The 26,534-nt window shown below is 71.1% G+C and carries 19 protein-coding genes; 9 read left to right on the forward strand and 10 right to left on the reverse strand.

Annotated features, from left to right (window positions below; translation table 11 throughout):
• Window positions 1-60: 60 nt before the first annotated feature.
• Window positions 61-534, reverse strand: coding sequence for a hypothetical protein (locus tag KBY47_RS02025; protein ID WP_210919083.1), 474 nt, complete (start codon window positions 532-534; stop codon window positions 61-63).
• A 105-nt stretch (window positions 535-639) separates the two neighbouring features.
• On the opposite strand from KBY47_RS02025, the gene KBY47_RS02030 reads away from it, so the two are divergent.
• From KBY47_RS02030 to KBY47_RS02045, 4 genes are all read left to right on the forward strand, one after another.
• Window positions 640-1,164 (forward strand): tetratricopeptide repeat protein, encoded by a 525-nt coding sequence (locus KBY47_RS02030; RefSeq protein ID WP_210919084.1) that lies wholly within the window; start codon window positions 640-642, stop codon window positions 1,162-1,164.
• A gap of 30 nt (window positions 1,165-1,194) precedes the next feature.
• Window positions 1,195-3,108: a hypothetical protein gene (locus KBY47_RS02035; protein WP_210919085.1), complete on the forward strand. Its 1,914-nt coding sequence runs from the start codon at window positions 1,195-1,197 to the stop codon at window positions 3,106-3,108.
• Window positions 3,109-3,226: 118 nt separating this feature from the next.
• Window positions 3,227-4,249, forward strand: a complete 1,023-nt coding sequence (locus KBY47_RS02040) for a PDR/VanB family oxidoreductase (protein ID WP_210919086.1) — start codon at window positions 3,227-3,229, stop codon at window positions 4,247-4,249.
• A gap of 68 nt (window positions 4,250-4,317) precedes the next feature.
• A complete protein-coding gene (locus KBY47_RS02045; protein ID WP_210919087.1) occupies window positions 4,318-5,007 on the forward strand; it encodes a TetR/AcrR family transcriptional regulator in 690 nt (229 codons plus the stop codon).
• Here KBY47_RS02045 and KBY47_RS02050 read toward each other — a convergent pair.
• The 7 genes from KBY47_RS02050 to KBY47_RS02080 all read right to left on the reverse strand — a co-directional run bounded on the left by KBY47_RS02050 (window position 5,004) and on the right by KBY47_RS02080 (window position 17,696).
• The gene (locus KBY47_RS02050) at window positions 5,004-5,363 is read right to left on the reverse strand and encodes a 5-carboxymethyl-2-hydroxymuconate Delta-isomerase (RefSeq protein ID WP_210919088.1); all 360 of its coding nucleotides are present in this window, start codon (window positions 5,361-5,363) and stop codon (window positions 5,004-5,006) included. The genes KBY47_RS02045 and KBY47_RS02050 overlap by 4 nt on opposite strands.
• A 67-nt stretch (window positions 5,364-5,430) precedes the next feature.
• Window positions 5,431-10,827, reverse strand: a complete 5,397-nt coding sequence (gene pulA / locus KBY47_RS02055; RefSeq protein ID WP_210919089.1) for a pullulanase-type alpha-1,6-glucosidase — start codon at window positions 10,825-10,827, stop codon at window positions 5,431-5,433.
• 177 nt (window positions 10,828-11,004) lie between these two features.
• Entirely contained in the window at window positions 11,005-12,384 is a 1,380-nt protein-coding gene (locus KBY47_RS02060) for an alpha-amylase family protein (protein ID WP_210919090.1), read from the reverse strand.
• 143 nt (window positions 12,385-12,527) lie between these two features.
• On the reverse strand, window positions 12,528-14,198 hold the full coding sequence (locus tag KBY47_RS02065; protein ID WP_210919091.1) for a glycoside hydrolase family 13 protein: 1,671 nt from the start codon (window positions 14,196-14,198) through the stop codon (window positions 12,528-12,530).
• Window positions 14,199-14,362: 164 nt separating this feature from the next.
• On the reverse strand, window positions 14,363-15,268 hold the full coding sequence (locus KBY47_RS02070) for a sugar ABC transporter permease (protein WP_210919092.1): 906 nt from the start codon (window positions 15,266-15,268) through the stop codon (window positions 14,363-14,365).
• A 13-nt stretch (window positions 15,269-15,281) separates the two neighbouring features.
• The gene (locus KBY47_RS02075) at window positions 15,282-16,286 is read right to left on the reverse strand and encodes a carbohydrate ABC transporter permease (protein WP_210919093.1); all 1,005 of its coding nucleotides are present in this window, start codon (window positions 16,284-16,286) and stop codon (window positions 15,282-15,284) included.
• A 138-nt stretch (window positions 16,287-16,424) separates the two neighbouring features.
• Window positions 16,425-17,696, reverse strand: coding sequence for an extracellular solute-binding protein (locus KBY47_RS02080; protein WP_210919094.1), 1,272 nt, complete (start codon window positions 17,694-17,696; stop codon window positions 16,425-16,427).
• A gap of 401 nt (window positions 17,697-18,097) precedes the next feature.
• Here KBY47_RS02080 and KBY47_RS02085 point away from each other — a divergent pair, with 401 nt between their 5' ends.
• Together KBY47_RS02085 and KBY47_RS02090 are read left to right on the forward strand one after the other, a co-directional pair.
• Window positions 18,098-19,132, forward strand: a complete 1,035-nt coding sequence (locus KBY47_RS02085) for a LacI family DNA-binding transcriptional regulator (protein WP_210919095.1) — start codon at window positions 18,098-18,100, stop codon at window positions 19,130-19,132.
• 131 nt (window positions 19,133-19,263) lie between these two features.
• Complete coding sequence (locus KBY47_RS02090) at window positions 19,264-20,259, forward strand: phosphatase PAP2 family protein (protein ID WP_210919096.1); 996 nt, start codon at window positions 19,264-19,266, stop codon at window positions 20,257-20,259.
• A 13-nt stretch (window positions 20,260-20,272) separates the two neighbouring features.
• Here the strand turns inward: KBY47_RS02090 and KBY47_RS02095 are convergent, their stop codons facing one another.
• A complete protein-coding gene (locus KBY47_RS02095; RefSeq protein WP_210919097.1) occupies window positions 20,273-23,269 on the reverse strand; it encodes a bifunctional [glutamine synthetase] adenylyltransferase/[glutamine synthetase]-adenylyl-L-tyrosine phosphorylase in 2,997 nt (998 codons plus the stop codon).
• 190 nt (window positions 23,270-23,459) lie between these two features.
• Here KBY47_RS02095 and KBY47_RS02100 point away from each other — a divergent pair, with 190 nt between their 5' ends.
• Both KBY47_RS02100 and KBY47_RS02105 read left to right on the forward strand, forming a co-directional pair.
• Entirely contained in the window at window positions 23,460-23,966 is a 507-nt protein-coding gene (locus tag KBY47_RS02100; protein WP_210919098.1) for a pyridoxamine 5'-phosphate oxidase family protein, read from the forward strand.
• A gap of 29 nt (window positions 23,967-23,995) precedes the next feature.
• A complete protein-coding gene (locus tag KBY47_RS02105) occupies window positions 23,996-24,442 on the forward strand; it encodes a VOC family protein (protein ID WP_210919099.1) in 447 nt (148 codons plus the stop codon).
• A gap of 41 nt (window positions 24,443-24,483) precedes the next feature.
• Here the strand turns inward: KBY47_RS02105 and KBY47_RS02110 are convergent, their stop codons facing one another.
• Window positions 24,484-26,025 carry a polysaccharide lyase family 1 protein gene (locus KBY47_RS02110; protein ID WP_210919100.1) on the reverse strand — a complete coding sequence of 514 codons (1,542 nt, stop codon included), beginning with the start codon at window positions 26,023-26,025 and terminating at the stop codon, window positions 24,484-24,486.
• Between the two features lie 379 nt (window positions 26,026-26,404).
• On the opposite strand from KBY47_RS02110, the gene KBY47_RS36935 reads away from it, so the two are divergent.
• On the forward strand, window positions 26,405-26,533 hold the full coding sequence (locus tag KBY47_RS36935) for a hypothetical protein (RefSeq protein WP_282108336.1): 129 nt from the start codon (window positions 26,405-26,407) through the stop codon (window positions 26,531-26,533).
• Window position 26,534 lies beyond the last annotated feature (1 nt).

A 26,534-nucleotide genomic window follows, 5' to 3' on the forward strand; every position in this document is an offset into this window, starting at 1 on the left:
GTGAACAGGGGAAGGGGGCGGCGGGAGATCCCGCCGCCCCCTTCCCGTGCGCCCGGCGGCTCAGCCGTCGTGACCCGTGTGGTGGCTCCCGCCGCCGGAGTGGTCGGCGCCGACCTCGATCTCCCCGCCCAGCGTGGAGCGCAGCGAGGTCACCACGTCCTCGTGGCCGACGGCGAGCCACTTGCGGCCGACGAGGTAGTAGCCGCCGTAGTCCTTGGCCTCGTTGATCCACTCCCGCTGGCCGCGGTCGGTGGCGAAGGTGAGCAGCACGTACTTCTCGGCCTCCTCGGCCTTCGCGGACTTCTCGGCCTTCGCGCCCTTCGCCTCGCCCCCGGCCTGCTCGCACAGCGCCTGGCGCAGCTCGTCGGCGTCGATCTGGATGTCCGGCTCGCACTTCACCTCGGCGGCCAGACGCTCCAGGCTGCCGGTCGCCGTCTCCGGCACGGCGTCCCGGTCGCCGTCGGCGCCGCAGCCCGTCAGCGCCAGCGCCAGCGCGGCCCCGCCCACGGCGAGCATCGGTCGGGTCAGCCTCATCTGTTCCTCCAGGTCACTGCGGGAGCGCACACGTGTGCCGCACTTCGATACGGACGCCGTACGCCGCCTGCTCAATGCCGGGCACGGGTGTGCGAGGGTGGCCCGATGCATGCCGACTCGTCCCAGCCGTGGGAAGACCGCGTGAGCGCCGCGTGGACCGCCTTCGACGACGATCCCGGGGCGTGGGACCCCGCCGGGTTCCGCGCCGTGATCGACGCGCTCGTCGCCGAACTGCCCGCCGGCAGTCCGCTCGGCCCCTTCGAACAGGCCTGCGCCTGGGACTCGACCGGGCACTCCGACCGGGCCGTGCCGCTCTACCGGGAGGCGCTGGCGCGCGGCCTGGACGGCTACCGGGGCCGCCGGGCGAAGATCCAGCTGTCCAGCTCGCTGCGGAACACCGGGCACCCCGAGGCGGGCGTCGAGCTACTCACCCCCGAACTGGACGCCCCCTCCGACGAGTTGGACGACGCCGTACGCGCCACCCTGGCACTGTGCCTGTCAAGCTTGGGCCGGGACCGGGAGGGCCTGGCCCTGGTGCTGGGGGCGCTGGCGCCGCACCTGCCGCGCTACCGGCGGTCGATGGCGAACTACGCCCGGCTGCTGATCGAGCCCGAGCAGCCGCCCGTGTGACCAACCGCGCCCTCGTTCGTTGCGCTGGGCGTGCAGTCACAGGATGTCGCCCCGCGCACCGCCCCCGCCGACCCGGTCGTCGACGTCGAGCAGGCCGAGGCCGCGCTCGTCGAGCACTATCCGCGGCTGGTCCGGCTGGCCTACCTCGTCCTGCCGCCCCGGCTGGGCCGCAACCGGCGGGTGCTCACCGCGCACGCGCTGGTCCAGCGCGCCCTGCCCCGCGGCCGGACCTCCGCCCCCGTGATCCCGGCCCAGTCCAGCGGCCGGGACGGCGACCCCGGGTACGCCTTCGTGCGGCAGCGGGTGCTGCGTACGGCGCTGGAGGCGGGGGTGCCGCTGACGTTCCGGGCGTGGCCCAGGCGGGCGCAGCTGCCGATGCCGCTCCCCCAGGTGTGGGGGCTGCGCCTCTTCCCGCGTTCCGGCGGCGCCGACGAACTCGCTCTGGACCAGCAGTTGTCGGGGCTGTCCTCCCCCGCCCGGGCCGCGTACGTCCTGCGCGGTCTGGAGAAGCTGCCGGACGGCGACGTACGCGAGGTGCTGGCCGAGGCGGGCGTCGACGACGTCGAGGCCGCGCTGGGCGAGGCCGACGAGGTTCCCGCGCGGTACGCGCTGCTGGAGTCCCCCGAGTTCGACGCCTGTTCGCTCCAGGCCCGGCCCACCGATCTGATGCGGCGCCGCCAGCACCTGAAGGCGGCGCTCGCCGCGGCGGCGGCCGTCGCCGTGTGCGGGGCACTGCTCGGGCTGCCCGGTGACGGCTGGGCCCCGGACGGCGCCGCCGCCCCGCCGTACGCCCGCAACCCGGCCGCGCAGGCCGCCCTCGACCCCGCCCGGCTGACCCGGATCGCGCCCACCGCGTGGCGCACCTCCGCCCGCAACGACTTCTCCGTGTGGCCCGCCCGCGGCGCGCTCACCGGCGACCGGGCCCTGCTGCGCCGCGCGCTCGCCGTCTGGGCCCGGCCCGGTGAGACGGTCCAGGTCTCCGCCACCCCCGGCACCCCGTCCGGCGGCCCCTCCGGACCGCCCCACCTGCTGTACGCGGGCGAGGTCGACGCCGCCCGGGTGGTGATCCTCTACGACGGTCTGCGGGTGGTGCGCTACGCCGAGCCGAAGGACGGCACGGCCGGTGCCGCCCTGGACCTCGCCCGGGTGGACGGCGCGGGGCGGGCCGAGGCGGGCGCGGTGGTCCTCCAGCGCACCGACGGCAACGTCCGTTATCTGACGGCGCCCTGGGTGACCGGGGCGGCCGAGCGCGACCTGCTGAAGCCGGGTTCCGACCCGATGGGCCTGACGCTGGCCGGCGGTGTCACCTCGCCGCTGGCCAGCCCGGCGGCCCGGACCGGCGCGTGCACCTCGTGGAACGTGCTGGAGCTGTCCGACGGCTCCACCACCCGGGTCGCCACCGACCTCGGTGAGCTGGTGCCCGCGCGGCTGACGACCGGGCACCCGGGCGGTACGCATGACGCGGCGGGCTCGGAGGAGTTGCGCACCTGGGCGCCGTACGCCTGCTCGCTGGGGGCGGTGCGGGGGCTGGGGGTGCGGTCGGTGAACGCCTGGCAGTTCGCCGAGCAGCCGCTGCCCGACGGGAGCGGTTCGGGGGCGTGGGTGTGCACGCGTGCGGACACCTGGCGCGGTGACGGGACGCGGGTGCTGGCGCAGTTCCGGACGCCGGGCGGGCCGTACGGGGCGGTGGCGGCGAAGGCGTCGGAGAGCCCGGCGTGCGGGGTGCGCGACCCGCATGTGCTGGCCGGGGTGCTGTGGAAGTCGACGGCGGGTGAGTGGTACCTGCTGGCGGCCGGTGACCGTGAGACCGTGTCGGTGCGGACGACGGGCGGCCTGGAGGCGTCCGCGCGGGGCAGTCAGCTGACCGTGCGGGCGAAGGAGGGCGCGCGGGCCGAGCTGGAGGGGTCGCTGTCGGACGGGCGGACGGTGTCCGGGCTGGGCTGAGCACACGGCGCGCGGTCGCGGTACGAGGGTTCCCCAGGGGCCTACTCGTCAGTATATTGACGTTTCGTCTAACAAGGCTGCCGAGAGTGGCACGCTCGGGTGACCAGGGGAGCGTCTGATGCGGATACCGAAGCTGGGGACCGCCGTGGCCGTCACGGCCGCCGTACTGCTCGTGCGCCGGGCGGCGCGGGCCCGGCGCCCACGGGGCGCGACCGCCCCCGCGCCCCGGCCGCGCCCGTCGCGGTTGCTGGTGACCGCGCACGAGGAGATCGCCGAAGGCGTCGTCCAGCTCCGTCTGGAAGGCCATGACCTGCCCCGCTGGGAGCCCGGCGCCCATCTCGAACTCGTCCTGCCGTCGGGCCTGGTGCGGCAGTACTCCCTGTGCGGTGACCCCGAGGACACCTCGTCGTACACCGTCGCCACCCGGCTGGTGCCGGACGGGCGGGGCGGCTCGCGCGAGGTGCACGAGCAGGTGCGCGAGGGCATGGAGATCGAGGTGCGCGGACCGCGCAACCGCTTCCCGCTGACCGAGGCCGCCTCGTATGTCTTCGTCGCCGGGGGCATCGGGATCACGCCGGTCCTGCCGATGCTGCGGGCGCTGCCCGAGGGGACCGACTGGCGGCTGCTGTACGGGGGCCGGAGCCGCGCCTCGATGCCGTTCCTGGAGGAGATCGAGAAGCTCGGCTCCTCCGACGGCGGCGGCCGGGTCACCGTCGTCGCCGAGGACGAGGACGGGCGGCCGGATCTGGACGCCTTCCTCGCCCGTCTTCCCGAGGGTGCCGCCGTCTACTGCTGCGGTCCGGAGGGGCTGATGGCGGCCGTCGAGGAACGGGTGCCGTCGGTGCGGACCGAGCGTTTCACGCCACGGGCCGTGGGCGGCGGCGCGTTCGAGGTGGAACTGCGGCGCAGCGGCCGGACGGTGACCGTGCCCCCCGACACCAGTGTGCTGACCGCCGTGCGTACCGAGCTGCCGGATACCGCCTCCTCCTGTGAGCAGGGCTGGTGCGGCACCTGCCAACAGCGGGTGCTGGAGGGCGAGGTGGACCACCGCGACGAACTGCTGACGGACGGGGAGCGGGCGGACTCGATGCTGATCTGCGTCTCCCGCGCCAGAAGTGATCGTCTTGTGTTGGACATGTGAGGAAACCGGTCGGCATCTACGGTCGGACCGGTCCGTTCGCGGCCGGATCCGATCGGTAAGGTGTGTCCATGACTACCGGGGTTCGCCGCAGATTGGCAGTCGAGGAGCGGCGGCAGCAGTTGATCGGCGTCGCCCTCGAACTGTTCAGCCGCCGCTCCCCCGACGAGGTCTCCATCGACGAGATAGCCTCCGCCGCGGGCATCTCGCGCCCGCTGGTCTACCACTACTTCCCCGGCAAACTCAGCCTGTACGAGGCCGCTTTGCAGCGCGCCTCGGACGACCTGGCCAGCCGCTTCAGGGAGCCGCACGAAGGACCGCTGGGGGCGCGGCTGCTGCGGGTGATGCGCCGCTACTTCGACTTCGTCGACGACCACGGGCCGGGCTTCTCGGCGCTGATGCGCGGCGGCCCCGCGGTCGGCTCCTCCACCACCAACGCGCTCATCGACTCCGTACGGCAGGCCGCCTACGAGCAGATCCTCGCCCACCTCGGGGTCGAGGAACCGCCCGCGCGACTCGAACTCGTGATCCGCTCCTGGATCTCCCTCGCCGAGTCGACGGCGCTGATCTGGCTGGACGGCCGCCGCATCCCGCGCGCCGAGCTGGAGACCCAGCTGGTGCACGACTTCGCCGCGCTGGCCGCCGTGAGCGCCGCGCACGACGAGGAGATGACGGCGATCCTGCGCCGCGTCCTGAAGGACGAGCCGGGCGAGGGCCCGTTCGGTGACCTCGCCGCCCGGCTGATCGCGCTGGCGTCCTAACCGGCTACGACCGCCTTCTGGTAGGACGCGTCCAGCTCGCGCACCTCGGCGGAGAGGTGCAGGGTGAGCCCGTCGACGGGCTCGATGTGCTTGCGGAGCAGGTCGACCACGGCCTCGGTGAGCCTGGCCTTGGTCTCCTCCGTGCGGCCGGGCAGCAGCGCGAGCGAGACGTTCACGATCGCGTGCCCCTCCGCCCCGGCCCCGACCGCCTCGTCCTCGGTGCGCAGGACCCGCGTCTTGCACGCCTCGGTCCGCGCCGCCGCGACCTCCACGACGACCGGGTGCAGCGCGAGCGCGAACTGCTCCCAGTCGACGTGGTCGAGGCGCGGTGAGCGTTCGACGGTGATCTGCGGCATGGGGTGAACTCCTGTTCCGACACCTGTGCGGGCAGGCTCAGCCTAACCGCGGATCACCGCCCCCTCCTCAGCGCGTGAACACCGCCACCGTCCGGCCCGGCACGGTGAACGTGCCGGTCCCGGCCTCGTACACCGCCTCCTTGACCAGGGCGTCCGTGCCGGAGGCCTGGACCGGGTGCAGGCGGTAGCCCGCGTCGGCCAGGGAGCCGGCCCGCTGCTCCTGGGTGTCCGGGGTGGCGTTGAAGACGACGACCAGGTCACCGAGGCGCATGGTGATCACGCCGGGTGTCTCCTCGGTGCCGGACAGCGGGAACGACAGCCGGGACTGCACCTGCGCGGCCGTGTCGAGGGAGAAGTCCTTCTCCGTCGTACGGATCTTGAGCAGGTCCCGGTAGGCGGCCGAGGCGCCGTCGATCTGCGGACAGCCGACGCCGACGGTTGTCAGCAGCGGCTTGGCGTACGGCCACTTGGACCGGTTGTCGGCGGCCATCGGCAGGCCCCGGCCGAAGCCGTTGCCGTCGGCGCAGTTCCAGTGGATGGCGTTGAACCAGTCGCCGCTGTCGTAGGAGTTGCGGTCCAGGGACTTAGAGCGCAGCAGGTCGGTGCCCGCCTGGGACAGGGCCGGGCCCTGCGAGAGGGTGGCCGTGGCCATGGCGAGGACCTGCATCCTGGCCCGGTCGGCGGCGCTCACCGAGGCGGGCAGCTTGAAGGCGAGGGCGTCGAACAGGGTCTCGTTGTCGTGCGCGTCGGCGTAGGCGAGGGCGTCGCCGGGCGCCGCCGCGTATCCGGCGGGCGAGCCGTTGTAGTCGACCTGGGAGCCCTTGACCTCCTCTCCGCTGGTGTCGGTGAAGGTGTAGTCGGCGAGGTTGCCGGACAGGCCGACCTTGATCAGGTCCTGGTAGTGCAGGAGGCGGGCCCTCTGCTGGGCCTCGGTGCCGTTGTCCGCGGCCGGGTTGGGCTCGGTGTAGAGGCCGGAGGCGAAGCCCTGGACACCGGGGTCCTCGTCGAAGGGGCCGCCGCCGCGCACGGCGTCACGGGCGCGGTCGGAGAAGGTGGCGATGCCGGTTCCGGCCATGTTCCGCTGGGTGGCCTGCTCGAAGCGGGCGTCGTCGGCGACCTCGCCGAAGTTCCAGCCCTCGCCGTAGAGGATGATCTTCTTCCCGTCGACGCCGTCCTTCTCGACGGTCAGCGCGTCGAGGGCCTCGCGGACGGCGAGGATGTTGGCCTTCGGGTGGTGGCCCATCAGGTCGAAGCGGAAGCCGTCGACCTTGTACTCCTTGGCCCAGGTGACGATCGAGTCCACGACGAGCTTGCCCATCATGGCGTTCTCGGTGGCGGTGTTCGCGCAGCAGGTGCTGTTGGCCACCGAACCGTCGGCGAGCAGCCGCTGGTAGTAGCCGGGCACGATCCGGTCCAGGACGGAGGTCTTCGCCTGCCCGCTGGCCGCGGTGTGGTTGTAGACGACGTCCATGACGACCCTCAGGCCGTCGTCGTTGAGGGCCTTGACCATCTTGCGGAACTCAAGCGTGCGGGCCGTGCCGTCCGGGTCGGTGGCGTAGGAGCCCTCGGGGACCGTGTAGTGGTAGGGGTCGTAGCCCCAGTTGTAGGCGTCCTTCGCGGCGGCCCCGGCCACGCACTCCTGCTGCCGCTCGGAGTCGGCGGGCAGGGCGGCGAGGTCGCAGTCGACGGTGGTCTGGTCGCGCTTGTCCTCGGGGATGGTGGCGATGTCGAACGCCGGGAGCAGGTGCACGTACGAGGTGCCCGCCTCGGCGAGTTCGCGCAGGTGCCTGCTGCCGTCGCTGTCCTTGTCGGTGAAGGCGAGGTAGGTGCCGCGGTGGTCGGCGGTGGTGTCCGCCACGGAGAAGTCCCGGATGTGCAGTTCCTGGATCTGCGCGTCCTTCAGCGGCACCGCCTTCGGCTTGGCCAGGCCCGACCAGCCCTTGGGGGCCAGCGCCTTGTCGCCGAGGTCGACGACGAGGCTGCGCTCGGAGTCGGTGGTGAGGGCGACCGAGTAGGGGTCGGTGACCTTGTTGGTGACGACCTCGCGGACGCTGGGCGCCCACACCTTGACGACGTACCGGTACGGCTGGTTCTTCCAGGTCCGCGGGCCGGTGACGGACCAGACGCCGGTGGTGTCGTTCCGCTTCATCGCGACGGTCTTCCCGCCGATCTCCAGGGCGACGTCCTGCGCCGTCGGCGCCCAGACCGCCAGCGTCGGGCGGCCCTTGGGGAACGTCGGCCCGAGGTCGGCCCCGGTGGCGTCGTACAGGTCGTCGAGCACGCCACCGATCTGCACGCCCGTCGCCGCGAGCACCGCGCCGTTGGCGGCGACCTGGGAGACGACGACCTGCCCGCGCAGGGCCGCGCGGACCCGGTCGCGGTCGCGCGGGTCGACGGACCAGGCGGTGGCGTCCTCCAGGTGCGGGAACCTCGCCTTCTGCGCCTCGGTCAGCGTGGTCTTCGTCAGCCGCAGCCAGCGCTCGTCGGAGCTGGTCAGGCGGCCGTCCTCGGCCTTGATGGAGCCGGTGCGGGAGTACCGCAGCTGGGTGGAGGCGGCGGCCTCCGAACCGTTCCAGGCGAGGGTGTTCCGGTCCAGCCAGACGGCCTTGGACGTGGTCAGGTCGAGAGCGGCGGCGGAGCCCGCGGGCTGCGGCAGCAGGTACTTCTCCTCGCCGCCCAGCAGCCACACCTCGTGCCCGTTGGCCTTGAGGTCCAGGGCCTGGTCGGAGGGGAGGTCCTTCTCGTCGCCCTTGTGGATGATGTAGCTGAGGCTGGTGGCGCCGTCGGTGAGCGGCACCTCGAAGACCGCGCCGTACGCGTCGGTCTCCACCGGCATCAGCGGCTTCGACCAGTCGGTGGGGTTCGCGGCGCCGGACCAGACGTGCAGGCCCCAGCCGTCGTAGTTGCCGTCGGCGCGGTGGTAGTGCAGTACGGCCTTGCCGGTGTCCTGCGCCGGGTAGTCGGGGCGCTCGGTGAGCACCGTCTCCTTGCCCTGCTCGATCCAGACCTCACCGGTCTTCGTGACGTCGATGGAGCGGTCGGCGGCGACGTCCTTGTCACCGTCCTTGTCGATGACCAGGAAGCCGACGTCGGAGGCGCCGGGCTTCAGCTTGACGTAGGCGAAGGCGCCGTAGGCGTCCCGGCCGGTGAAGGGGTGGCTGTTCGGCCAGTCCGTGGCCTCGCCGTCGGCGAGGTCGCCCCACGCGTACAGGCCCCAGTCGTCGTAGTCCCCGTCGGCGCGCTTGTAGTGGACGATCGCGTGGTCGCGGGAGGACGCGGTGGGGACCTCGGGGGCGGGCGGTGTGCCGGTGGTGGAGGCGGCCGTGGCGCCGGCGGTGCGGCCCGCCGAGTCGATCACGACGGCCTTGTAGCGCAGGGCGGTGCCGGGGGCGACGTCCTTGCCGATGGTGTGGGTGACCTTGTAGGGGGCGTGGTCGGCGGAGCCGAGGGTCTGCCACCTGCCGTTGCCGGTCTGCGCGGCGAAGACGACCCGGTTGAGCCGGCCGCCGTCGACGTCGGCGGTGACCTCGACCGTGCCGGTGGCGCCCGCTTCCGGGGCCTTCAGGGTGATGGTCGGCTTGGAGGCGGGCTTGGCGAGGGCGCCCGCCGCCTTCAACACGATGGCCGAGCCCGCCGGGACGGTGACCGTGACCTTCTTGTCGGCGCCGGACCTGACGGTGGCGTCGGTGCCGTAGAGGCCGCGGAAGGTCATGTTCGCGGAGCCGGTGGCGAAGGTGGCGGTCTTCGCGTCGTCGGCGTTGTTGAAGGCGACGAGGTACTCGGTGCCGGTCTTCGCGTCGGTCCGGGAGACGGCGTAGATCCCCGCCCCGTCGGCCGCGTAGCGCTCGGTCTGGACGCCGTCCGCGAGGGCCGGGTGCGCCTTGCGGAGCCCCGCGAGGGCGCTGATCTGCCGGTAGAGCGGTGCGCTCGTGTCGTACGCGTCCTCGGCGTGGGTGCGGTCGGTGCCGAGCTGGTCGTCGTCGAGGTAGTCGGCGGTCTTCGACGCGAACATGGTCTGGCGGGCGTCCTTGTCGCCGCCCGCGCCGGTGAAGCCCTGCTCGTCGCCGTAGTAGATCACCGGGTTGCCCCGGTTGAGGAACATCAGCTCGTTGGCGAGCCCCGCGCGCTTGACCAGTTCGGCGTCGGTGGCGTCCGGGTCGTCCTGCTTGAGGAAGGTCCCGATGCGGCCCATGTCGTGGTTGCCGAGGAAGGTGACCTGCTCGTACGCGTTGGCCGTGCCGGACGTGTACTTGTAGTCGTCGCCGAACACGGACGCGAGGCGCTGGGCGCTGCCGCCCTGGGAGGCGTAGGCGCGGGCGGCGTCCTGGAAGGGGAAGTCGAGGGTGGAGTCCAGGCGGCCCTCGGTGACGTACGGGGAGGTGACGGAGGTGTCCGCCGAGTACACCTCACCGAACATGAAGAAGTCGTCGCGGCCCTTCTTCGCCGCGTAGGCGTCCAGCGCGGTGGCCCACTGGGTCCAGAACTCCATGTTGACGTGCTTCACGGTGTCGATCCGGAAGCCGTCGATGTCGAAGTCCCTGACCCACCGCTGGTAGATCTTCTCCATGCCCTCGACGACCTCGGGGCGCTCGGTCCACAGGTCGTCCAGGCCGACGAAGTCGCCGTAGGTGGCGGACTCCCCGGCCCAGGTGGAGTCGCCCCGGTTGTGGTACATCGTCGGGTCGTTGAGCCAGGACGGCACCTTGGCGTTCTTCTTCGCGGCCGGGACGACCGGGGTGCGCGGGAAGGACTCGGTGTCGACGGCCGGGAACTTTCGGGTGCCGTCCGCGTAGTCGGCGTCGTCGAAGGGCTTGCCGTCCTTGGTCAGGTACGGGAACGCACCCTTGGAGAGGTAGTCGTAGGACTTCTCCTCGTAGTCGACGACGTCGGCCGTGTGGTTGGTGATGACGTCGAAGAAGACCTTGATGCCCTTGGCGTGCGCCTTGGAGATGAGGGTCTGAAGGTCCTTGTTGGTGCCGAAGTGCGGGTCGACCTGGGTGAAGTCGGTGATCCAGTAGCCGTGGTAGCCCGCCGAGGCGTCGGCTCCGGTGCCCTGCACGGGCTGGTTCTTGAAGAGGGGGGCGAGCCAGAGGGCGGTGGTGCCGAGGCCCTTGATGTAGTCGAGGCGCTGGGTGAGGCCCTTGAGGTCGCCGCCCTGGTAGAAGCCCTTGTCGGTGGGGTCGTAGCCGGTGGTGAGCCGGTTGCCGGTGAGGCCGCCCCTGTCGTTGCGGGTGTCGCCGTTGGCGAAGCGGTCCGGCAGGACGAAGTAGAACTGCTCGCGGGTGAGGTCGTTGCGGGCGGCCGTCTTCGCCAGCGCGGCGTCGGAGGGCGGCGGGGGCGGGGCGGCGGCCTGTGCGGCCAGGGGCTGGACCAGGGCCGCGGCGAGCGCGGCGGCGGTGACGGCCGCGATCCGTCCGGCATGCGCGGTGCGGCGCCTCGGGGGCACCGGCCATCTCGGTATCACAGGCGTGAACTCCTTGCGATTACGGCTCATTCGGGTCCGACCCCTGCGCCACGCCGACGGCTGCGTCGCCGGGCGCCCGCGTGACCGTATCGCCGCCGCAACACTTGCAGCAAGGGTCGTGAAAGCAACGGTAAGGAATTTCACGACCCTTGCCCGGAGACGGCCGCTACGGCGGTGTCAGCAGCTGGACTTGCCCGCGTAGACCGCGAGCGCCGTGTTGCCGCCGAGGGTGGCCGTGAGCTGGCCGGAGCCGTTCACGGTCACGGTGGTGTTGTTCTGGACGTTGCAGTACGTGCCCGCGGGGAGTGAGGTCTGGTACGTGCGGCTCAGGCTGCCCGGCTCGTGGTTGATGGCGACGAAGCCCTTGCTGCCGCGGCCGAAGGCGATGGCGTCGTTCCCGTTGTCCCACCAGTTGGTGACGGCCTGACCTCGGGTGGCGTTGCGGAAGGCGACCATGCGCTGGATCTCCGGCCAGGCGTGCTGGCACTTCCAGCCGTCCTGCCAACAGGCGTTGACGGTGCCGCCGTTGGGCGGTCCGGCGTCGTGGTCGGTGAACTCGTAACCGGAGTTGATGTCGGGGGCGCCGTAGGGCCAGGCCAGCATGAAGACGTTGGCGAGGGTGTAGGTGGCGTTGTCCTTGTAGCTGAGCGTGGAGCCGTTGCGCTCGGTGTCGTGGTTGTCGACGAAGACGCCCGCGACGGAGCTGTTCAGGTAGCCCCAGCCCTCGCCGTAGTTCTTCAGGTAGGCGAGGTTCTCGTTGTTGAAGACCCGCTTGAGGTCGAAGGCGTAGCGGAACTCCTGGACGTCGCCGGTGCCGGTGTACTCGGAGGGCTGGACGGCCTCCCCGGCGCCGTAGATGGCCTCCTGCTTCCAGTACGCGTTCGGGTTGCTCAGCCGGGACTTGATGTTGGCGAGGTCGGCGGCGGGCATGTGCTTGGCGGCGTCGATGCGGAAGCCGTCGACGCCGTAGGACAGGAGGGTGTTGAGGTACCCGGCGATGGCCGAGCGGACGTACTCCTCGCCGGTGTCCAGGTCGGCGAGGCCGACGAGTTCGCAGTTCTGGACGTTCCAGCGGTCCTGGTAGTTGTTGACCTGCGAGGTGCAGTTGTCGAAGTCGTAGGAGGAGTACAGGCCGGGGTAGTCGTACTTGGTGTACGACGAGCCGCCGGTTCCGGTGCCGCTGCCCGCGGACATGTGGTTGATGACGGCGTCGACGACGACCTTCACCCCCGCCGAGTGACAGGTGTTGACCATGTCGCGGAAGGCGTTGGTGTCGCCGAGGCGCCCGGCGATCCGGTAGCTGACGGGCTGGTACGAGGTCCACCACTGCGAGCCCTGTATGTGCTCGGCGGGCGGGGAGACCTGGACGTAGCCGTATCCGGCGGGGCCCAGGCGGTTGGTGCACTCGGTGGCGACCGAGGCGTACTTCCACTCGAAGAGGACGGCGGTGACGTCCTTGGTGCCGGGCGGGGAGGCCTGTGCACTAGGCGAGTTCATGACAAGGGCGGTGGTGGCGGTCGCCGCCGCCAGCGCGCCCGCGAGGATTCTGCGTGCCATGTGGGGAGTTCCTTCGACGTTGAAGGTTCTTGCTGAAACATTCAGCAAGGGTTGCGTGACGCAGATGTTAAACGCCCGCCGCCCCAAAGGGCAGCGGGCGGTACCGAATTCAATTGAAAATCTTGCGGCGCACCTCGTGGGCGTCAGTCGGTGGCCCACCACACGGTGGTGTCGGCGGGCACCTTGACCTCGCCGTCCGCCTCGGACACCTCACCGCTGGCGAGCAGTACCCGGCCGCGCACCGGGGCCGTCACCGACTCCCCGGTGGTGTTGGCCACGCACACGAACTCCCCGCGCCGGAAGGCCAGCACGCCCTCGGGCGCCTTCAGCCACTCCACCGAGTCGCCCGGACCGAGGTCGGGCCGCTCCCGGCGGACGGCGAGCGCGGTGCGGTACAGCTCCAGGGTGGAGCCGGGCACACCGGTCTGCGCCGCCACGCTCAGCTCGCCCCAGCCCTCGGGCTGCGGCAGCCAGCTGCCCCCGTCACCGAAGCCGTACGACGATCCCGTACGGGTCCACGGGATCGGCACCCGGCAGCCGTCGCGGAAGCCGTCCTGGCCCGCGCCGCGGAAGTAGGCCGGGTCCTGCCGGACCTCGTCGGGCAGGTCGACGACGTCCGGCAGGCCCAGCTCCTCGCCCTGGTAGATGTAGGCCGAGCCAGGGAGGGCCAGCATCAGCAGGGTGGCCGCGCGGGCCCGGCGCAGGCCCAGCTCCCGGTCGCCGGCGAGGCGGATCTGGGTGCCGAGGCCGGGCGGGTTGGCGAAGCGGGTGGCGTGCCGGGTGACGTCGTGGTTGGACAGCACCCAGGTGGCCGGGGCGCCGACCGGGCGCATCGACTCCAGCGTGCGGTCCACGACGGCGCGCAGCTCGTCGGCGTCCCAGGCGGCGGAGAGGTACTGGAAGTTGAAGGCCTGGTGCAGTTCGTCGGGGCGGACGTAGTTCGCGGTCCGCTCGACGGTCGGCGTCCACGCCTCGGCGACAAAGATCCGCTCCCCGGAGTACTCGTCGAGGATGAGCCGCCACTGCCGGTAGATCTCGTGCACACCGTCCTGGTCGAAGAACGGCATGACATCGTTGCCCAGCAGCTTCAACTGCTCGTGCGATCCAAGGTCGGGCAGCCCTTCCGCCTTCACCATGCCGTGGGCCACGTCGATGCGGAAGCCGTCCACGCCCATGTCCAGCCAGAAGCGCAGGATGGACCGGAACTCGTCGCCGACGGCCGGGTGCTCCCAGTTGAAGTCGGGCTGCTCGGGGGCGAACAGGTGCAGGTACCACTCGCCGTCCGGGAGGCGGGTCCAGGCGGGCCCGCCGAAGATGGACTCCCAGTCGTTGGGCGGCAGTTCGCCGTTGACGCCCTTGCCGGGGCGGAAGTGGTACCGGTCCCGCAGCGGCGAGCCGGGGCCCTCGGCGACGGCGCGCTTGAACCACTCGTGCTGGTCGGAGGAGTGGTTGGGCACCAGGTCGACGATGATCCTCAGGCCCAGCTGGTGGGCGTCGCGGATCAGCGCGTCGGCGTCCAGGAGGGTGCCGAACATCGGGTCGACGGCCCGGTAGTCGGCGACGTCGTACCCGGCGTCGGCCTGCGGGGAGGCGTAGAAGGGGCTGAGCCACACGGCGTCCACGCCGAGGTCGCGCAGGTACGGGAGGCGGGTGCGGACGCCCTCCAGGTCGCCCATGCCGTCGCCGTTGCTGTCGGCGAAGCTGCGCGGATAGACCTGGTAGATCACCGCGTCCCGCCACCAGTCGCGGCGGCGGCCGACGGTGGCGACGGCACTTGCGGTCGGGGCCGGGGCTGCGGAGTGCTGCTGGCTCATGTCGTCCTTGATACGTAACGGAGGTGTGGTCATCTGGCTCGGTGAGCGTGGGTGCGGGTGCCGGTGGTGGACGAGGCGGCCGCGGTGCTGCGGGGTCGGATGTGGCACCGCGACCGCCACCCGCGCGGATCAGGCGCGCGGGAGTCTTCTCACCGGCTCGGGCGTCAGCCCTTAGTGCCGCCCGCGGTGAGGCCGGTCACCAGGTTCTTCTGCACGAGGTAGAAGAACGCGGAGACGGGTATGGCGACCAGCACCGCGGTGGCGGCCATCAGGTTGCGCTGCGCGTCGTGCTCGCTGATGAAGCTCTGGAGGCCGACCGCGAAGGTGTACTTCGTGTCGTCCAGCAGGAACGTCGTGGCGAAGGCGACCTCACCGAAGGCGGTGATGAAGCTGTAGAAACCGGCGACCGCCAGGCCCGGCTTGGCGAGCGGCAGGATCAGCCGCACGAAGGTGCCGAACGGCGACAGTCCGTCGACCCGGCCCGCCTCGTCGATCTCGAAGGGGATGGTGTCGAAGTAGCCCTTCATCAGCCAGGCGCAGTACGGCACGGCCGTCGAGCAGTAGACCAGGATCAGACCGAGGTAGGTGTCGATGAGCTGGAGCTCCGACAGGATCTGGTACATCGGCACGATCAGCACGGCGATCGGGAACATCTGGGTGACCAGCAGCACCCACATGAACTTCTTGTAGCCGGGGAAGCGCATGCGGGAGACCGCGTAGCCGGTGGTGGCGGCGATCAGCACGCCGATCACCGTGGTGCCCAGCGAGACGATCAGCGAACTCTTCAGCCAGTGGAAGAAGTTCGTGTCCTGGAGGACGAAGGCGTAGTTGTCGAACGTCATCTTCCCCCAGATGTCCCCGGGGTGCAGGTAGTCGTCCTTGTCCGGGCCGAGGGAGAGGAAGACCAGCCAGGCGATCGGGAACAGCGCGATCAGGCTGGCGACGGTGAGGATGCCGTGGCTGGCCAGCTTGCCGCCGAGGCTGGTCTCGCCGCGGCGGCGCACCCCGCGGGGCGGCGTCGCGGGGTCCTGGTCCACCGGAGCGGGGGTACTGACGGTTGAGGTGCTCATGGGGACTCCTGCCTCAGATCGCGAGCTGCTGGTCGTTGCGGTTCAGCCAGCGGCGGTAGAAGGAGGTGAAGACGATCAGGATGGCCAGCAGCAGGATGCCGTAGGCCGCGGACTCGGCGAACTCGCGCGGCTGCTGTCCGAAGCCCAGCTGGTAGGCCCAGGTGACCAGGATCTGGGCGTCGGGGGCGGTGTTGCCGAACAGCAGGAAGATGATGGCGAACTGGTTGAAGGTCCAGATCACCCCGAGGAGTACGACGGTGGAGCTGACGGACCTGAGGCCGGGCAGGGTGACGTAGCGGAACCGCTGCCAGGCGCTGGCGCCGTCCATCTCGGCGGCCTCGTACAGGGAGGAGTCGATGGACTGGAGGCCGCCCAGCAGGGAGACCATCATGAACGGCACACCGCACCAGGTGTTGACCATGATCGCGGCGAACCGCTGCCAGAAGGTGTCCTCCAGCCAGAGCGGCGTCGGCAGGTGCAGGAACTCCAGGGCGGAGTTGATGATGCCGGAGTCGGCGAGCATGAACCGCCAGCCGAAGACGGTGACGAAGGTCGGCACGGCCCACGGCAGGACCAGGATCAGCCGGTAGAAGGTGCGGCCGCGCAGCTTCTGGTTGAGCAGCAGGGCGAGCCCGAGACCGATGGAGTAGTGCAGGGCGACGCAGGCCGCCGTCCACACGATCGTCCAGATGAAGTGCGACCAGAAGCGGTCGTAGGCGGTCTCGCCCCACAGGATCTCGGCGTAGTTGTCGAAGCCGATGAACTTGTAGGTGGCCTCGATCTCGTTCGCGCCGATGGTGCGGGCGGTGTTGAGGCTGTCGGCGTCGGTGAGGGTCAGATAGAAGCCGTACGCCAGCGGGTACAGCACGAGGACGCCCAGCACCACGATCACCGGGGTGATCATCGCGTAGGCGTACCAGTACTTCCGGTAGCTCTGCTTCAGGCGCCGGCCCAGCCCGGGCCGCGGCGCGCGGTCACCGCGGCGCTTGCCGGTCGCGCGGTCGATGGCGACTGTCATGGTTCGCACTTTCTACAGGGTCCGGGGGGTGGGGCCGGGCGTCGTCCGGGGCCGGTGTGGTCCTCTTGCCGTGGGCACAGGCCGGTGGCCGCCGGGTCCCCCTCCCCCAGGGGCGGGGGACCCGGCGGCCACGTGGGCTTACTTGCTGAAGTCCGGGACCAGCTTGGCGATCGCGGTCTCCGCGTCGCCGAGGCCCTTGTCCAGCGACTCCTTGCCGGACGCGATCTGCGGCAGCTCGTCGTCGAGCGGACCCCACAGCGAGCTGTACTCGGGCAGCGCCGGGCGCGGCTGGGCGGCGGCCAGGACACCCTGGTAGCCCGCGATGCCCGGGTCGGCCTTGACCTCGTCGGTGTAGGCGTCGTCACGCGTGGGCAGCGTGTTGTTCTTCAGCGCGATGGTCTCCTGCGCCTTCGCGGAGGTCATGAAGTTCACGAACTTCAGCGCGGCCTCCTGGTGCGCCTGGTCCGAGCCCGCGTAGACGGACAGGTTGTGACCGCCGGTCGGGGCGCCCGCCGTGCCGGAGGAACCGGCCGGGACGGTCGCGATGCCCAGGTTCTCCTTGTCCTTGAACGCGGAGCCCTTGTAGAAGTTGGTGATCTCCCAGGGGCCCTGGATGATCGCCGCGACCTTGCCGTTGACGAACGCGTCCTGGATGTGCGCGTAGGCGTCCGCGGTGGTGTCGGCCTTGTGCAGGCCCTTGCCGTCGAAGAGGCCGAGCCAGGTCTCGTAGGCCTTCTTGGCCTCGGGCGAGGCGACGGTGATCTTCTTGGCGTCGGCGTCGACGGTGTCGGTGCCCTCGCCGTAGAGGAAGGACTGGGCGTAGTAGGCCTGGGTGGAGCCCCAGTAGCCGTCGACGCCGGTCTTGTCCTTGATGGTGGCGGCGGCCTTCTTCAGGTCGTCCCAGGTCTTGGGCGCCTCGACGCCCGCCTTCTCGAAGAGTTCCTTGTTGTAGACCAGGGCGAGGGTGTCCGTGGTGAAGGGGACGCCGTACGTCTTGCCCTCGTACTGGGCCTGCTCGATCAGGCTGGACTGGAACTGGTCCTGCTCGGCGAGGGCCTCGGTGCCGTCCAGCGGAAGGAAGAAGCCCTTCTTGGCGAACGCCGGGGTCCAGCCGACCTCGGAGCGCAGCACGTCCGGGGCGCCCTTGGAGCCGGCCGCCGTGTCGAACTTGTTCTGCGCCTGGTCGAAGGGCACGTTGACGTACTTGACCTTGATGTCCTTGTTGGCGGCCTCGAACTCCTTGACCAAGGCCTGGTACGTCGGCGCCTCATTGGTGGCGTTGGAGGTGTCCCACCAGGTGATGGTGACCGGACCGTCGGCCTTGTCGCCGCTGTCGCTGTCCCCGCCGCAGGCCGTCGCCGCGAGGGCGAAGGACGCCACCAGCGCGGTGGCCGCTATGCCACGCCGCATGAGTTCTCCTTGAGGGTTAAGCCCGTGGGGTGCGGTCGGCGGTCCCGCCCGCCTGTCCCGCTACTTGCCGACTGCGCCTTTGCCGCCGCCGGGCGACGTGAACGTAACAGCGATGCAATGCTTGCGAAAGACCTTGCAGAAAAAAAGTGCAAGAGATCTCGCAAGTTACCCGTCCGTGACCTCTCCTCGACCATCGCGAGACCGCTTCGAGCCCGCCCCGAGACCGGTTTTTACTGGGAGTGCGCAGGGCGCAGTGGACTTGTGCAAGACTCTGCAAGCTCTTGCCATCCAATTTCCGAGGGGCCGCGATGAGGCAGCAACCCGCAGGGGGCCGTGCAACGGCTCGCACCCGGCGTCCGGTTGGTGTGCAAGGGGAGACTCGCCCGGTACAGTCCAACCCTGTGACCACACGGCTTGCCGATATCGCTGCGCAGGCGGGGGTGAGCGAAGCGACCGTCAGCCGCGTCCTCAACGGGAAGCCGGGCGTCGCCGCCACCACCCGCCAGTCCGTGCTGGCCGCCCTCGACGTCCTGGGCTACGAACGCCCGGTACGACTGCGGCAGCGCAGCGCGGGTCTGGTCGGCCTGATCACCCCGGAGCTGGAGAACCCCATATTCCCGGCCCTGGCGCAGGTCATCGGACAGGCACTGACGCGTCAGGGCTACACCCCCGTCCTCGCCACCCAGACCCCGGGCGGCTCCACCGAGGACGAGCTGACGGAGATGCTCGTGGACCGCGGGGTCGCGGGCATCATCTACGTCTCCGGGCTGCACGCCGACACCACCGCCGACATGCAGCGCTACGAGCAGCTGCGCGCCCAGGGCGTGCCCTTCGTGCTCGTGGACGGCTTCTCGCCGAAGGTGCAGGCGCCGTTCATCTCCCCCGACGACCGCGCGGCGATGACCCTGGCGGTCACGCACCTCGCCTCGCTCGGCCACACCCGGATCGGGCTCGCGCTCGGTCCGAAGCGGTTCGTGCCGGTGCAGCGCAAGATCGAGGGCTTCGTGCGCACCGTGCAGGACCAGCTCGGCCTGGACGCCGCGACGATCGAGACGGAGCTGGTCCAGCACTCGCTCTACACCCTGGAGGGCGGCCAGGCCGCCGCCAACGCCCTGATGGACCGCGACTGCACGGCGGTGGTCTGCGCCAGCGACATGATGGCGCTCGGCGCGATACGCGCGGCCCGGCAGCGGGGCCTGGACGTCCCCAAGGACATCTCGGTGGTCGGCTTCGACGACTCCCCGCTGATCGCCTTCACCGACCCGCCCCTGACGACCGTCCGCAAGCCGGTCCCCGCGATGGGGCAGGCGGCGGTGCGCACGCTGCTGGAGGAGATCGGCGGGACGCCCGCGCCGCACAGCGAGTTCGTGTTCATGCCGGAGCTGGTGGTGCGGGGTTCGACCGCTTCGGCCCCTGGTGACCGTAATCGTCCCTAGGGCGGAGACTGGGGGGCAACCCCTAGTGCACGGGGAGCAGTCGTACGACTCCGGCTGGTGTAGAACGTGCGTCCGGAACCCGACCGAGGGATGATCGGGGCAGTAGGTCTTTTCTGGCAGACTCTGTGCTCATGGGTGACAGGACCGTGGCGACACCGGAAGGCCGTGCGACGGCCGTTCCTCACCCCGTCACGGACAAATCGGGGCAGTCCCTGCTGGACCGTCTGCGCGCCCCGCGCCGCCCCCAACTGTGGTTCGAGATCCTGCTGATCGCGGTGAGTTACTGGACGTACTCACTGATCCGCAACGCGGTGCCCGAGCAGCGGGCCGAGGCGCTGCGCAACGCCGACTGGATCTGGGAGGTCGAGCGGCAACTCGGCCTCGCCTTCGAGCAGTCCGTCAACCAGGCCGTCAACTCGGTGACTTGGCTGATCGTCGGCATGAACTACTACTACGCCACACTGCACTTCGTGGTCACGCTCGGCGTCCTCATCTGGCTCTACCGCAGCCATCCGGGCCGCTACGCGGCGACCCGCCTGGTGCTCTTCGCGACGACCCTCGTCGCCCTCGTCGGTTACTACCTGTATCCGCTCGCGCCCCCGCGGCTGATGACCGGCGGCGACTTCGTCGACACGGTCATGGTCCACCAGACCTGGGGCTCGATGGCCTCCGGCGACCTGAAGAACATGTCCAACCAGTACGCCGCGATGCCGTCGATGCACATCGGCTGGTCGCTGTGGTGCGGGCTGACGATCTTCGCCCTGGCCAGGGTGGACTGGGTCCGCGTCCTCGGCCTGCTCTACCCCGCGGCCACCCTGGTGGTCATCGTCGCCACGGCCAACCACTTCTGGCTCGACGCGGTCGGCGGCGTCCTCTGCCTCGCCTTCGGCTACACCGTCGCCCGCCTCTGGTACGGCAGCCTGCCGCACACCCTGCCCCGTGAGGTCCCGGGGACCCGCCGCCGCGGCGCCTTCGACCTCCGGCGCCGCCTGCCCGCGGCGGCGCGGGGGGACCACGACGAGGCCGACCGGGCAGCGGGAGAAGCGTCCGGCCAGCCGGCGCAGGAAGCCGACGACCGCCCCCTTCAGGAGGCCACCACCGCCACGCACACCCGCGACGCGGGGTGAAAGCAGGGGGGCCTCACCCCCCGTAGAACAGTTCCTCCACCACCCCGCGCGCCAGCCGCGCCGTCCGCCGGTAGGCGTCCAGCATGTCGCCCGCCCGGCCGGGTCCGTACCCCAGGTACCGTCCCACGGCGGCCAGCTCCCGTGCGTCGGACGGGAACGTGTCCCCGGCCCGCCCGCGCACCAGCATCACCGCGTTGCGCACCCGGGTCGCCAGCACCCAGGCCTCGTCGAGGACCGCGGCGTCCGCGTCGCCGAGGAGCCCGGCCTCGCGGGCGGCGGCGAGGGCCTGCCGGGTGCGGGTGGTGCGCAGTCCCGGCACCTCGGCCCCGTGCCGCATCTGGATCAGCTGCACGGTCCACTCCACGTCGGACAGCCCGCCCGGACCCAGCTTGGCGTGCAGCTTGGGGTCGACACCGCGCGGCAGCCGCTCCGACTCCATCCGCGCCTTCAGCCGCCGGATCTCACGCACCGCGTCCTCGCCGAGCCCGCCCGCCGGATACCGCAGCGGGTCGATCAGCTCCAGGAACCGCCGACCCAGGTCCGCGTCCCCGGCGACCGGTTCGGCCCGCAGCAGCGCCTGCGACTCCCAGCCCAGGGACCAGCGGCGGTAGTACGCCTCGTACGACTTCAGCGTCCGCACCAGCGGGCCGGACTTGCCCTCCGGGCGCAGGTCGGCGTCGATGAGCAGCGGCGGGTCGGCGCTGGGGATCTGGAGCAGGCGGCGCATCTCGGCGACCACCCGGTTCGCGGCCTTCGTCGCCTCGCCCTCGTCTGCGCCCTCCCGCGGCTCGTGCACGAAGAGGACGTCGGCGTCGGAGCCGTAGCCCAGCTCATGGCCGCCGAAGCGGCCCATGCCGATCACCGCGAACCTGGTGGGCAGCGTGTCCCCCCAGCCGTCGCGTACGACCGCCCGCAAAGTCCCCGCCAGCGTCGCCGCCGTCAGATCGGACACCGCGCCGCCGACCAGGTCCACCAGGGCGCCCTGGTCGGCCTCGGCGGGCTGCTCCTCGGTGCCGTAGGAACCGACGATGTCGGCGGCCGCCGTACGGAACAGCTCCCGGCGGCGCACCCCGCGCACCGCGGTGACCGCCTGCTCGCCGCCCGGGGCGCGGCCCACGGCGGCGAGGATCTCCGGCTCCAGCTGGGCGCGCTCACGGGGCGCGAGCCTGCCGCCGTCGCCGTCGCCGAGCAGCGCCACCGCCTCGGGCGCCCGCATCAGCAGGTCCGGGGCGAGGCGTCCGGCGGACAGCACCCGGGCCAGGTTCTGCGCCGCCGCGCCCTCGTCCCGCAGCAGCCGCAGGTACCACGGCGTCTTGCCGAGCGCGTCGGAGACCTTGCGGAAGTTCAGCAGTCCCGCGTCCGGGTCGGCGGAGTCCGCGAACCAGCCCAGCAGCACCGGCAGCAGGGTCCGCTGGATCGCCGCCTTGCGGGTGACCCCGGAGGCCAGCGCCTCCAGGTGCCTGAGCGCCGCCGCCGGGTCCGCGTACCCGAGCGCGACCAGCCGCTCCCTCGCCGCCTCCGCGCTCAACCGGGCCTCGCCCGGGGCGAGCTGGGCGACGGCGTCGAGCAGCGGCCGGTAGAACAGCTTCTCGTGCAGCCGTCGTACGACGGCCGCGTGCCGCTTCCACTCCCGGTTCAGCGCGCTGACCGGCTCCGTCCGCAGGCCCAGCGAGCGGCCGAGGCGCCGCTGGTCCTCCTCCGCCTCGGGCACCAGGTGGGTGCGGCGCAGCCGGTACAGCTGGATGCGGTGCTCCATGGACCGCAGGAAGCGGTACGCCTCCTCCAGTTGCGCGGCGTCCGCCCGCCCGACGTAGCCGCCCGCGGCGAGGGCCTCCAGCGCGCTCAGCGTGGTGCCGCTGCGCAGGGTGGCGTCGGTGCGCCCGTGCACCAGCTGGAGCAGCTGCACGGCGAACTCGACGTCGCGCAGACCACCCGGCCCGAGCTTCAGCTCGCGCTCGACCTCGGCGGCGGGGATGTTCTCCACCACCCTGCGCCGCATCTTCTGCACGTCGGGGACGAAGTTCTCCCGCTCGGCCGCCTTCCACACCAGGGGCTCGACGGCGGCGACGTACTCCTCCCCCAGCTCCAGGTCGCCGGCGACCGGGCGGGCCTTCAGCAGCGCCTGGAACTCCCAGGTCTTGGCCCAGCGCTGGTAGTAGGCGAGGTGGGAGGCGAGGGTGCGCACCAGTGGCCCGTTGCGGCCCTCGGGGCGCAGATTGGCGTCGACGGGCCAGATCGTCCCCTCGACGGTGGTCTCCGAGCAGATCCGCATCATGTGCGAGGCCAGCCGGGTGGCGGCACGCAGCGCCTTACCCTCGTCGGCCCCGTCGACGGCCTCCCCCACGAAGACGACGTCGACGTCGGAGACGTAGTTCAGCTCGTGGCCGCCGCACTTGCCCATCGCGATCACCGCGAGACGGCACAGCGCGGCGTCGTCGGGGGCGGCGGCGCGGGCGATGGCGAGCGCGGCGCGCAGCGTGGCGGTGGCGAGGTCGGCCAGCTCGGCCGCCGCCTGGGCGACATCGGTCGTCCCGCACACGTCCCGGGCGGCGATCGACAGCAGACAGCGCCGGTAGGCGACGCGCAGCGACACCGGATCGGCGGCGTCGCGGAGCCCCCGTTCGAACTCCTCGACCCCCGGGTGCAGATCCCGTGGCTCGTACATGACCAGCGCGTGCCAGTCCCCCGCGTGCCGGGCGAGGTGGTCCGCGAGGGCGGCGGAGGCGCCGAGCACCCCGAGCAGCCGGTCCCGCAGCGGCTTGGCCGCTATCAGCGTGTCCAGCAGCTCCCGCCGGGCGGTGGGCGAGGGCTGCGCCTCCAGCAGCCGCACCAGCCCGTGCAGCGCCAGGTCGGGGTCGGCGGTGGCGCCGAGCGCGTCGAGCAGCACCGGATCATCCCGTACGGCCGCCAGCTCCACGCTGTCGAGCAGGCGCTCGGCGGCCGACGGGTCGGTGAAGCCGTGCCGCAGCAGCCGAGTGAAGGTACTGCTCCTGCGCCCCGGCGCCGTCATGGTCGGCCTCCCGCGTCGGACCCTCGTCGGATCAAGGTCGTACGCGCCTGAGCCTAACCGGACCGTCCTGGGGAGGCACCGATGAGTTCGAGGGGTGGACCAGGTCGGTACTCCGGAGGTACGGGCATCCCGCCGAACCGGAGCGACCGGCAGAGGTACGGGGATCCCGCCGAACCGGAAGGAAATCGTCATGCGCACTCCCCGAGCCGAGCTGGACCCCCGGTACAGCAGCGAGGGCGCCGTACCGCCCGACTGGGCCGAGACCGAGGCGCTGCTCGCGGCGTCGGAGCTGTTCTGGATCTCGACGGTACGTCCGGACGGCCGCCCGCACGTCACCCCGCTGCCCGCGGTGTGGCAGGACGGCGCGCTGCACTTCTGCACCGGCCCCCAGGAACGCAAGGCGCGCAACCTGGCCGACAACCCCCATGTCGCGCTGACGACCGGCACCAACATCTGGAACAAGGGGTACGACCTGGTGGTGGAGGGCGTCGCGGCCCGGGTCACCGACGACGGCCGACTGCGCCAGCTGGCCGCGGCCTGGGAGGCGAAGTACGGCGGTTTCTGGCACTTCGAGGTGCGGAACGGCTGCTTCCACCACGGACCCGGGGACGCTTTCGTCTTCTCGGTGGCGCCGGACACCGTTTTCGGCTTCGGTAAGGGGGAGCCGTTCAGCCAGACGAGGTGGCGCTTCGAGTGACGCGGCGCCGCCCGACGAAGGAGTCAGCCATGGACATGACCCTGGAAGTGATCCCGCTGCCGGTGACCGACATCGACCGCTCCCGCGACTTCTACCGCGACAGGGTCGGCTTCCACGTCGACATCGACCAGGAGGTCATGCCGGGCCTGCGCATCGTCCAGCTGACGCCTCCCGGCTCCGGCTGCTCGATCGCCCTCGGCGACTCCATCTGGGAGCTGACCAAGGGCCCCCGCCCGGCCCCCGGCTCCTACCAGGGCCTCCAGCTGTGCGTCGCCGACATCAAGGCGGCCCACGCGGAGCTGACCGGGCGGGGCCTGGAGATCTCCGAGCCGGTCCAGTACTCCCCCGACGACGGGGCCACGTTCATGTACTTCACCGACCCGGACGGCAACGGGTGGTCGGTCCAGGAGTACCGGCGCCGGGCCACGGAGCCGCTGCACCGGCTGCTGGCGCAGCTCGCGGCGGCGCGGGAGTAGCCGGGGGCACCCGGCGGGACGGGCGGCCCCCGGCCTCGGACTCAGGCGTACGTCTCGAACTCGGCGACCCTCGGGGTGCCGTTGGAGCTGGTGATCTCGAAGGTGATCTTGCTCAGGGTGGTCGGGGTGAAGGCGATGACGCCCGCGCCGCTGCCGGTCTTCAGGACGGCGCCGGTGTCGTGGTTGACGACCCTCCAGGAGCCGATGGCGCCCGTGGCCCCGGCGGCCTCACGGATGTTGACCGAGGAGACCCGGGTCGCGGAGCCCCACTTGACCGAGACCGAGCCGGTCGAGCCGGACGGCGACCAGTAGGTGCTCATGCTGCCGTCGCGCACATTGCCGTAGCTGGTCCCGTCGGCCTTGCTGGAGCCGTCGGACCCGGCGCCGATGCTGAGGTTGGTGCCGGTGGGCGGGTCGGTGGGGACGGGGTCGGTCGGGGCCGGGTCGGTCGGCGTCGGGGTCGGGGTCGGCGTCTGCGGGGTGCAGTTGCCGTCCGAGACGCGCAGCCCCTTGTTGGCACCGGCGGTCTGGCTCACCACGCCCGGCACGCAGCTGGCCCCGTCCAGGCTGTAGGAGTATGGGATGCTGACGCTGGTGTTGGACGTCGGGTTCGGCCCGGCGGGGTTGTTGTCGCCGCTGCGGCTCGACCAGGTCACGTTGTCGAAGATGTTGCCGCTGACCTGCCAGTACCCGGCGGCGTCGGTGTAGAAGGTGCCGAGGACGTCCTTGGAGTCCTTGAAGTAGTTGTTGTCGACCTTGGCGCGGGCACCGGCGCGGGAGTTGATGCCGGACTCGTTCAGCTGCACGTAGTGGTTGTTGTAGATGTGGGAGATGCCGCCGCGCAGCAGGGGCGTGCGCGAGTCGATGTTCTGGTACAGGTTGTGGTGGAACGTGACGTAGCCGTTGGACGTGTCGCTCTCGCTGGAGCCGATGAGCCCGCCGCGGCCGGAGTTGCGCAGGATGCTGTAGGACAGCGTCACGTACTGGGTGTTGTTCTTCATGTCGAAGAGGCCGTCGTAGCCCTCCGACTCACCGCCGGACGCCTCCAGGGTGACGTGGTCGACCCAGACGTTGCGGACGTTGCTCTCCATGCCGATGGCGTCGCCGCCGTTGGAGGTGGGGGAGCCCGACTTCTTGACGTTCCGCACCGTCACGTTCTGGATGATGATGTTGCTGGCCTCGCGGATGTGGATGCCGAGCTGGTCGAAGACGGCACCGTTTCCGACCCCGACGATCGTGACGTTGCTGATCTGCTTCAGCTCGATGACGCCGTCGGCGGTGTTGCAGCTGCCGCCGGAGACCTTGCTGGTGTTGCCGTGGTTGATGGTGCCCTCGACCTGGATGGTGATCGGGGTGCTGGCGCTGGCCCGGTTGCACAGGGCCGTGTGGATGGCGGTGCCGGTGGTGGCCCGGACGGTCTGACCGCCCGCGCCGCCGGTGGTGCCGCCGTTCTGGGTCGCGTATCCGGTGGCACCGGTGGTGGCCGCGGACGCCGTGGGCATCGACAGGGCCACACCGGTCGCGGCCGCGACGGCTCCGGTGGCCAGTGCCGCGCAGAGTCGCACTGCGACGGGTCGCTTCATGCTTGCTCGCCTTGCCTTTCGTCTTCTTCGACTACGGGTCATTGCCGCGTTACAGGCGTTACATGTCATGGGCATGTCAGCGAACTGTCAGCAAGGCCTTGCGGGTGCCGCGACGTTCGCCTCCACCGGAACTGTCCCATGAGTCGGGAAAGCGCTTTCTGTTGCGCGAGGGTATGGGTAGCACCGACCTGTGGCAAGGCTTCGCGCAACGACGGGACGGGATGACCGACACTCGACGGTTGCACTGAGCGGTCGCTGAGCGATGAGGCGGGCGCGCTCACGGGACCTTCACCCCTCCCCGTCACCAAATACCAATGCCGCGACAGGAGTTGGCGCCACCCCGCCGCGCAAGAGCACCTGGATACTGACCGGATCGGCGGTGGCCCTCGTGGCCGCCTCCGCCGTCACCCGGCTCCCGGTCTGCCCGGCCCTGCACCAGGTACCGGCCGACACCAAGAGCACGTTCCGCTACGAGGGCACCGACACGCGCCTCGCCCCGGCGGTCTGAC

It is taken from the genome of Streptomyces sp. B93 (assembly GCF_018070565.1).
Lineage (GTDB): Bacteria > Actinomycetota > Actinomycetes > Streptomycetales > Streptomycetaceae > Streptomyces.

Coding starts and splice junctions, on each gene's coding strand:
- KBY47_RS02025 (WP_210919083.1), bottom strand. CDS start 534: ATGAGGCTGACCCGACCGATGCTCGCCGTGGGCGGGGCCGCGCTGGCG.
- KBY47_RS02030 (WP_210919084.1), top strand. CDS start 640: ATGCATGCCGACTCGTCCCAGCCGTGGGAAGACCGCGTGAGCGCCGCG.
- KBY47_RS02040 (WP_210919086.1), top strand. CDS start 3,227: ATGCGGATACCGAAGCTGGGGACCGCCGTGGCCGTCACGGCCGCCGTA.
- KBY47_RS02045 (WP_210919087.1), top strand. CDS start 4,318: ATGACTACCGGGGTTCGCCGCAGATTGGCAGTCGAGGAGCGGCGGCAG.
- KBY47_RS02050 (WP_210919088.1), bottom strand. CDS start 5,363: ATGCCGCAGATCACCGTCGAACGCTCACCGCGCCTCGACCACGTCGAC.
- KBY47_RS02060 (WP_210919090.1), bottom strand. CDS start 12,384: ATGGCACGCAGAATCCTCGCGGGCGCGCTGGCGGCGGCGACCGCCACC.
- KBY47_RS02065 (WP_210919091.1), bottom strand. CDS start 14,198: ATGAGCCAGCAGCACTCCGCAGCCCCGGCCCCGACCGCAAGTGCCGTC.
- KBY47_RS02070 (WP_210919092.1), bottom strand. CDS start 15,268: ATGAGCACCTCAACCGTCAGTACCCCCGCTCCGGTGGACCAGGACCCC.
- KBY47_RS02075 (WP_210919093.1), bottom strand. CDS start 16,286: ATGACAGTCGCCATCGACCGCGCGACCGGCAAGCGCCGCGGTGACCGC.
- KBY47_RS02080 (WP_210919094.1), bottom strand. CDS start 17,696: ATGCGGCGTGGCATAGCGGCCACCGCGCTGGTGGCGTCCTTCGCCCTC.
- KBY47_RS02090 (WP_210919096.1), top strand. CDS start 19,264: ATGGGTGACAGGACCGTGGCGACACCGGAAGGCCGTGCGACGGCCGTT.
- KBY47_RS02095 (WP_210919097.1), bottom strand. CDS start 23,269: ATGACGGCGCCGGGGCGCAGGAGCAGTACCTTCACTCGGCTGCTGCGG.
- KBY47_RS02100 (WP_210919098.1), top strand. CDS start 23,460: ATGCGCACTCCCCGAGCCGAGCTGGACCCCCGGTACAGCAGCGAGGGC.
- KBY47_RS02105 (WP_210919099.1), top strand. CDS start 23,996: ATGGACATGACCCTGGAAGTGATCCCGCTGCCGGTGACCGACATCGAC.
- KBY47_RS02110 (WP_210919100.1), bottom strand. CDS start 26,025: ATGAAGCGACCCGTCGCAGTGCGACTCTGCGCGGCACTGGCCACCGGA.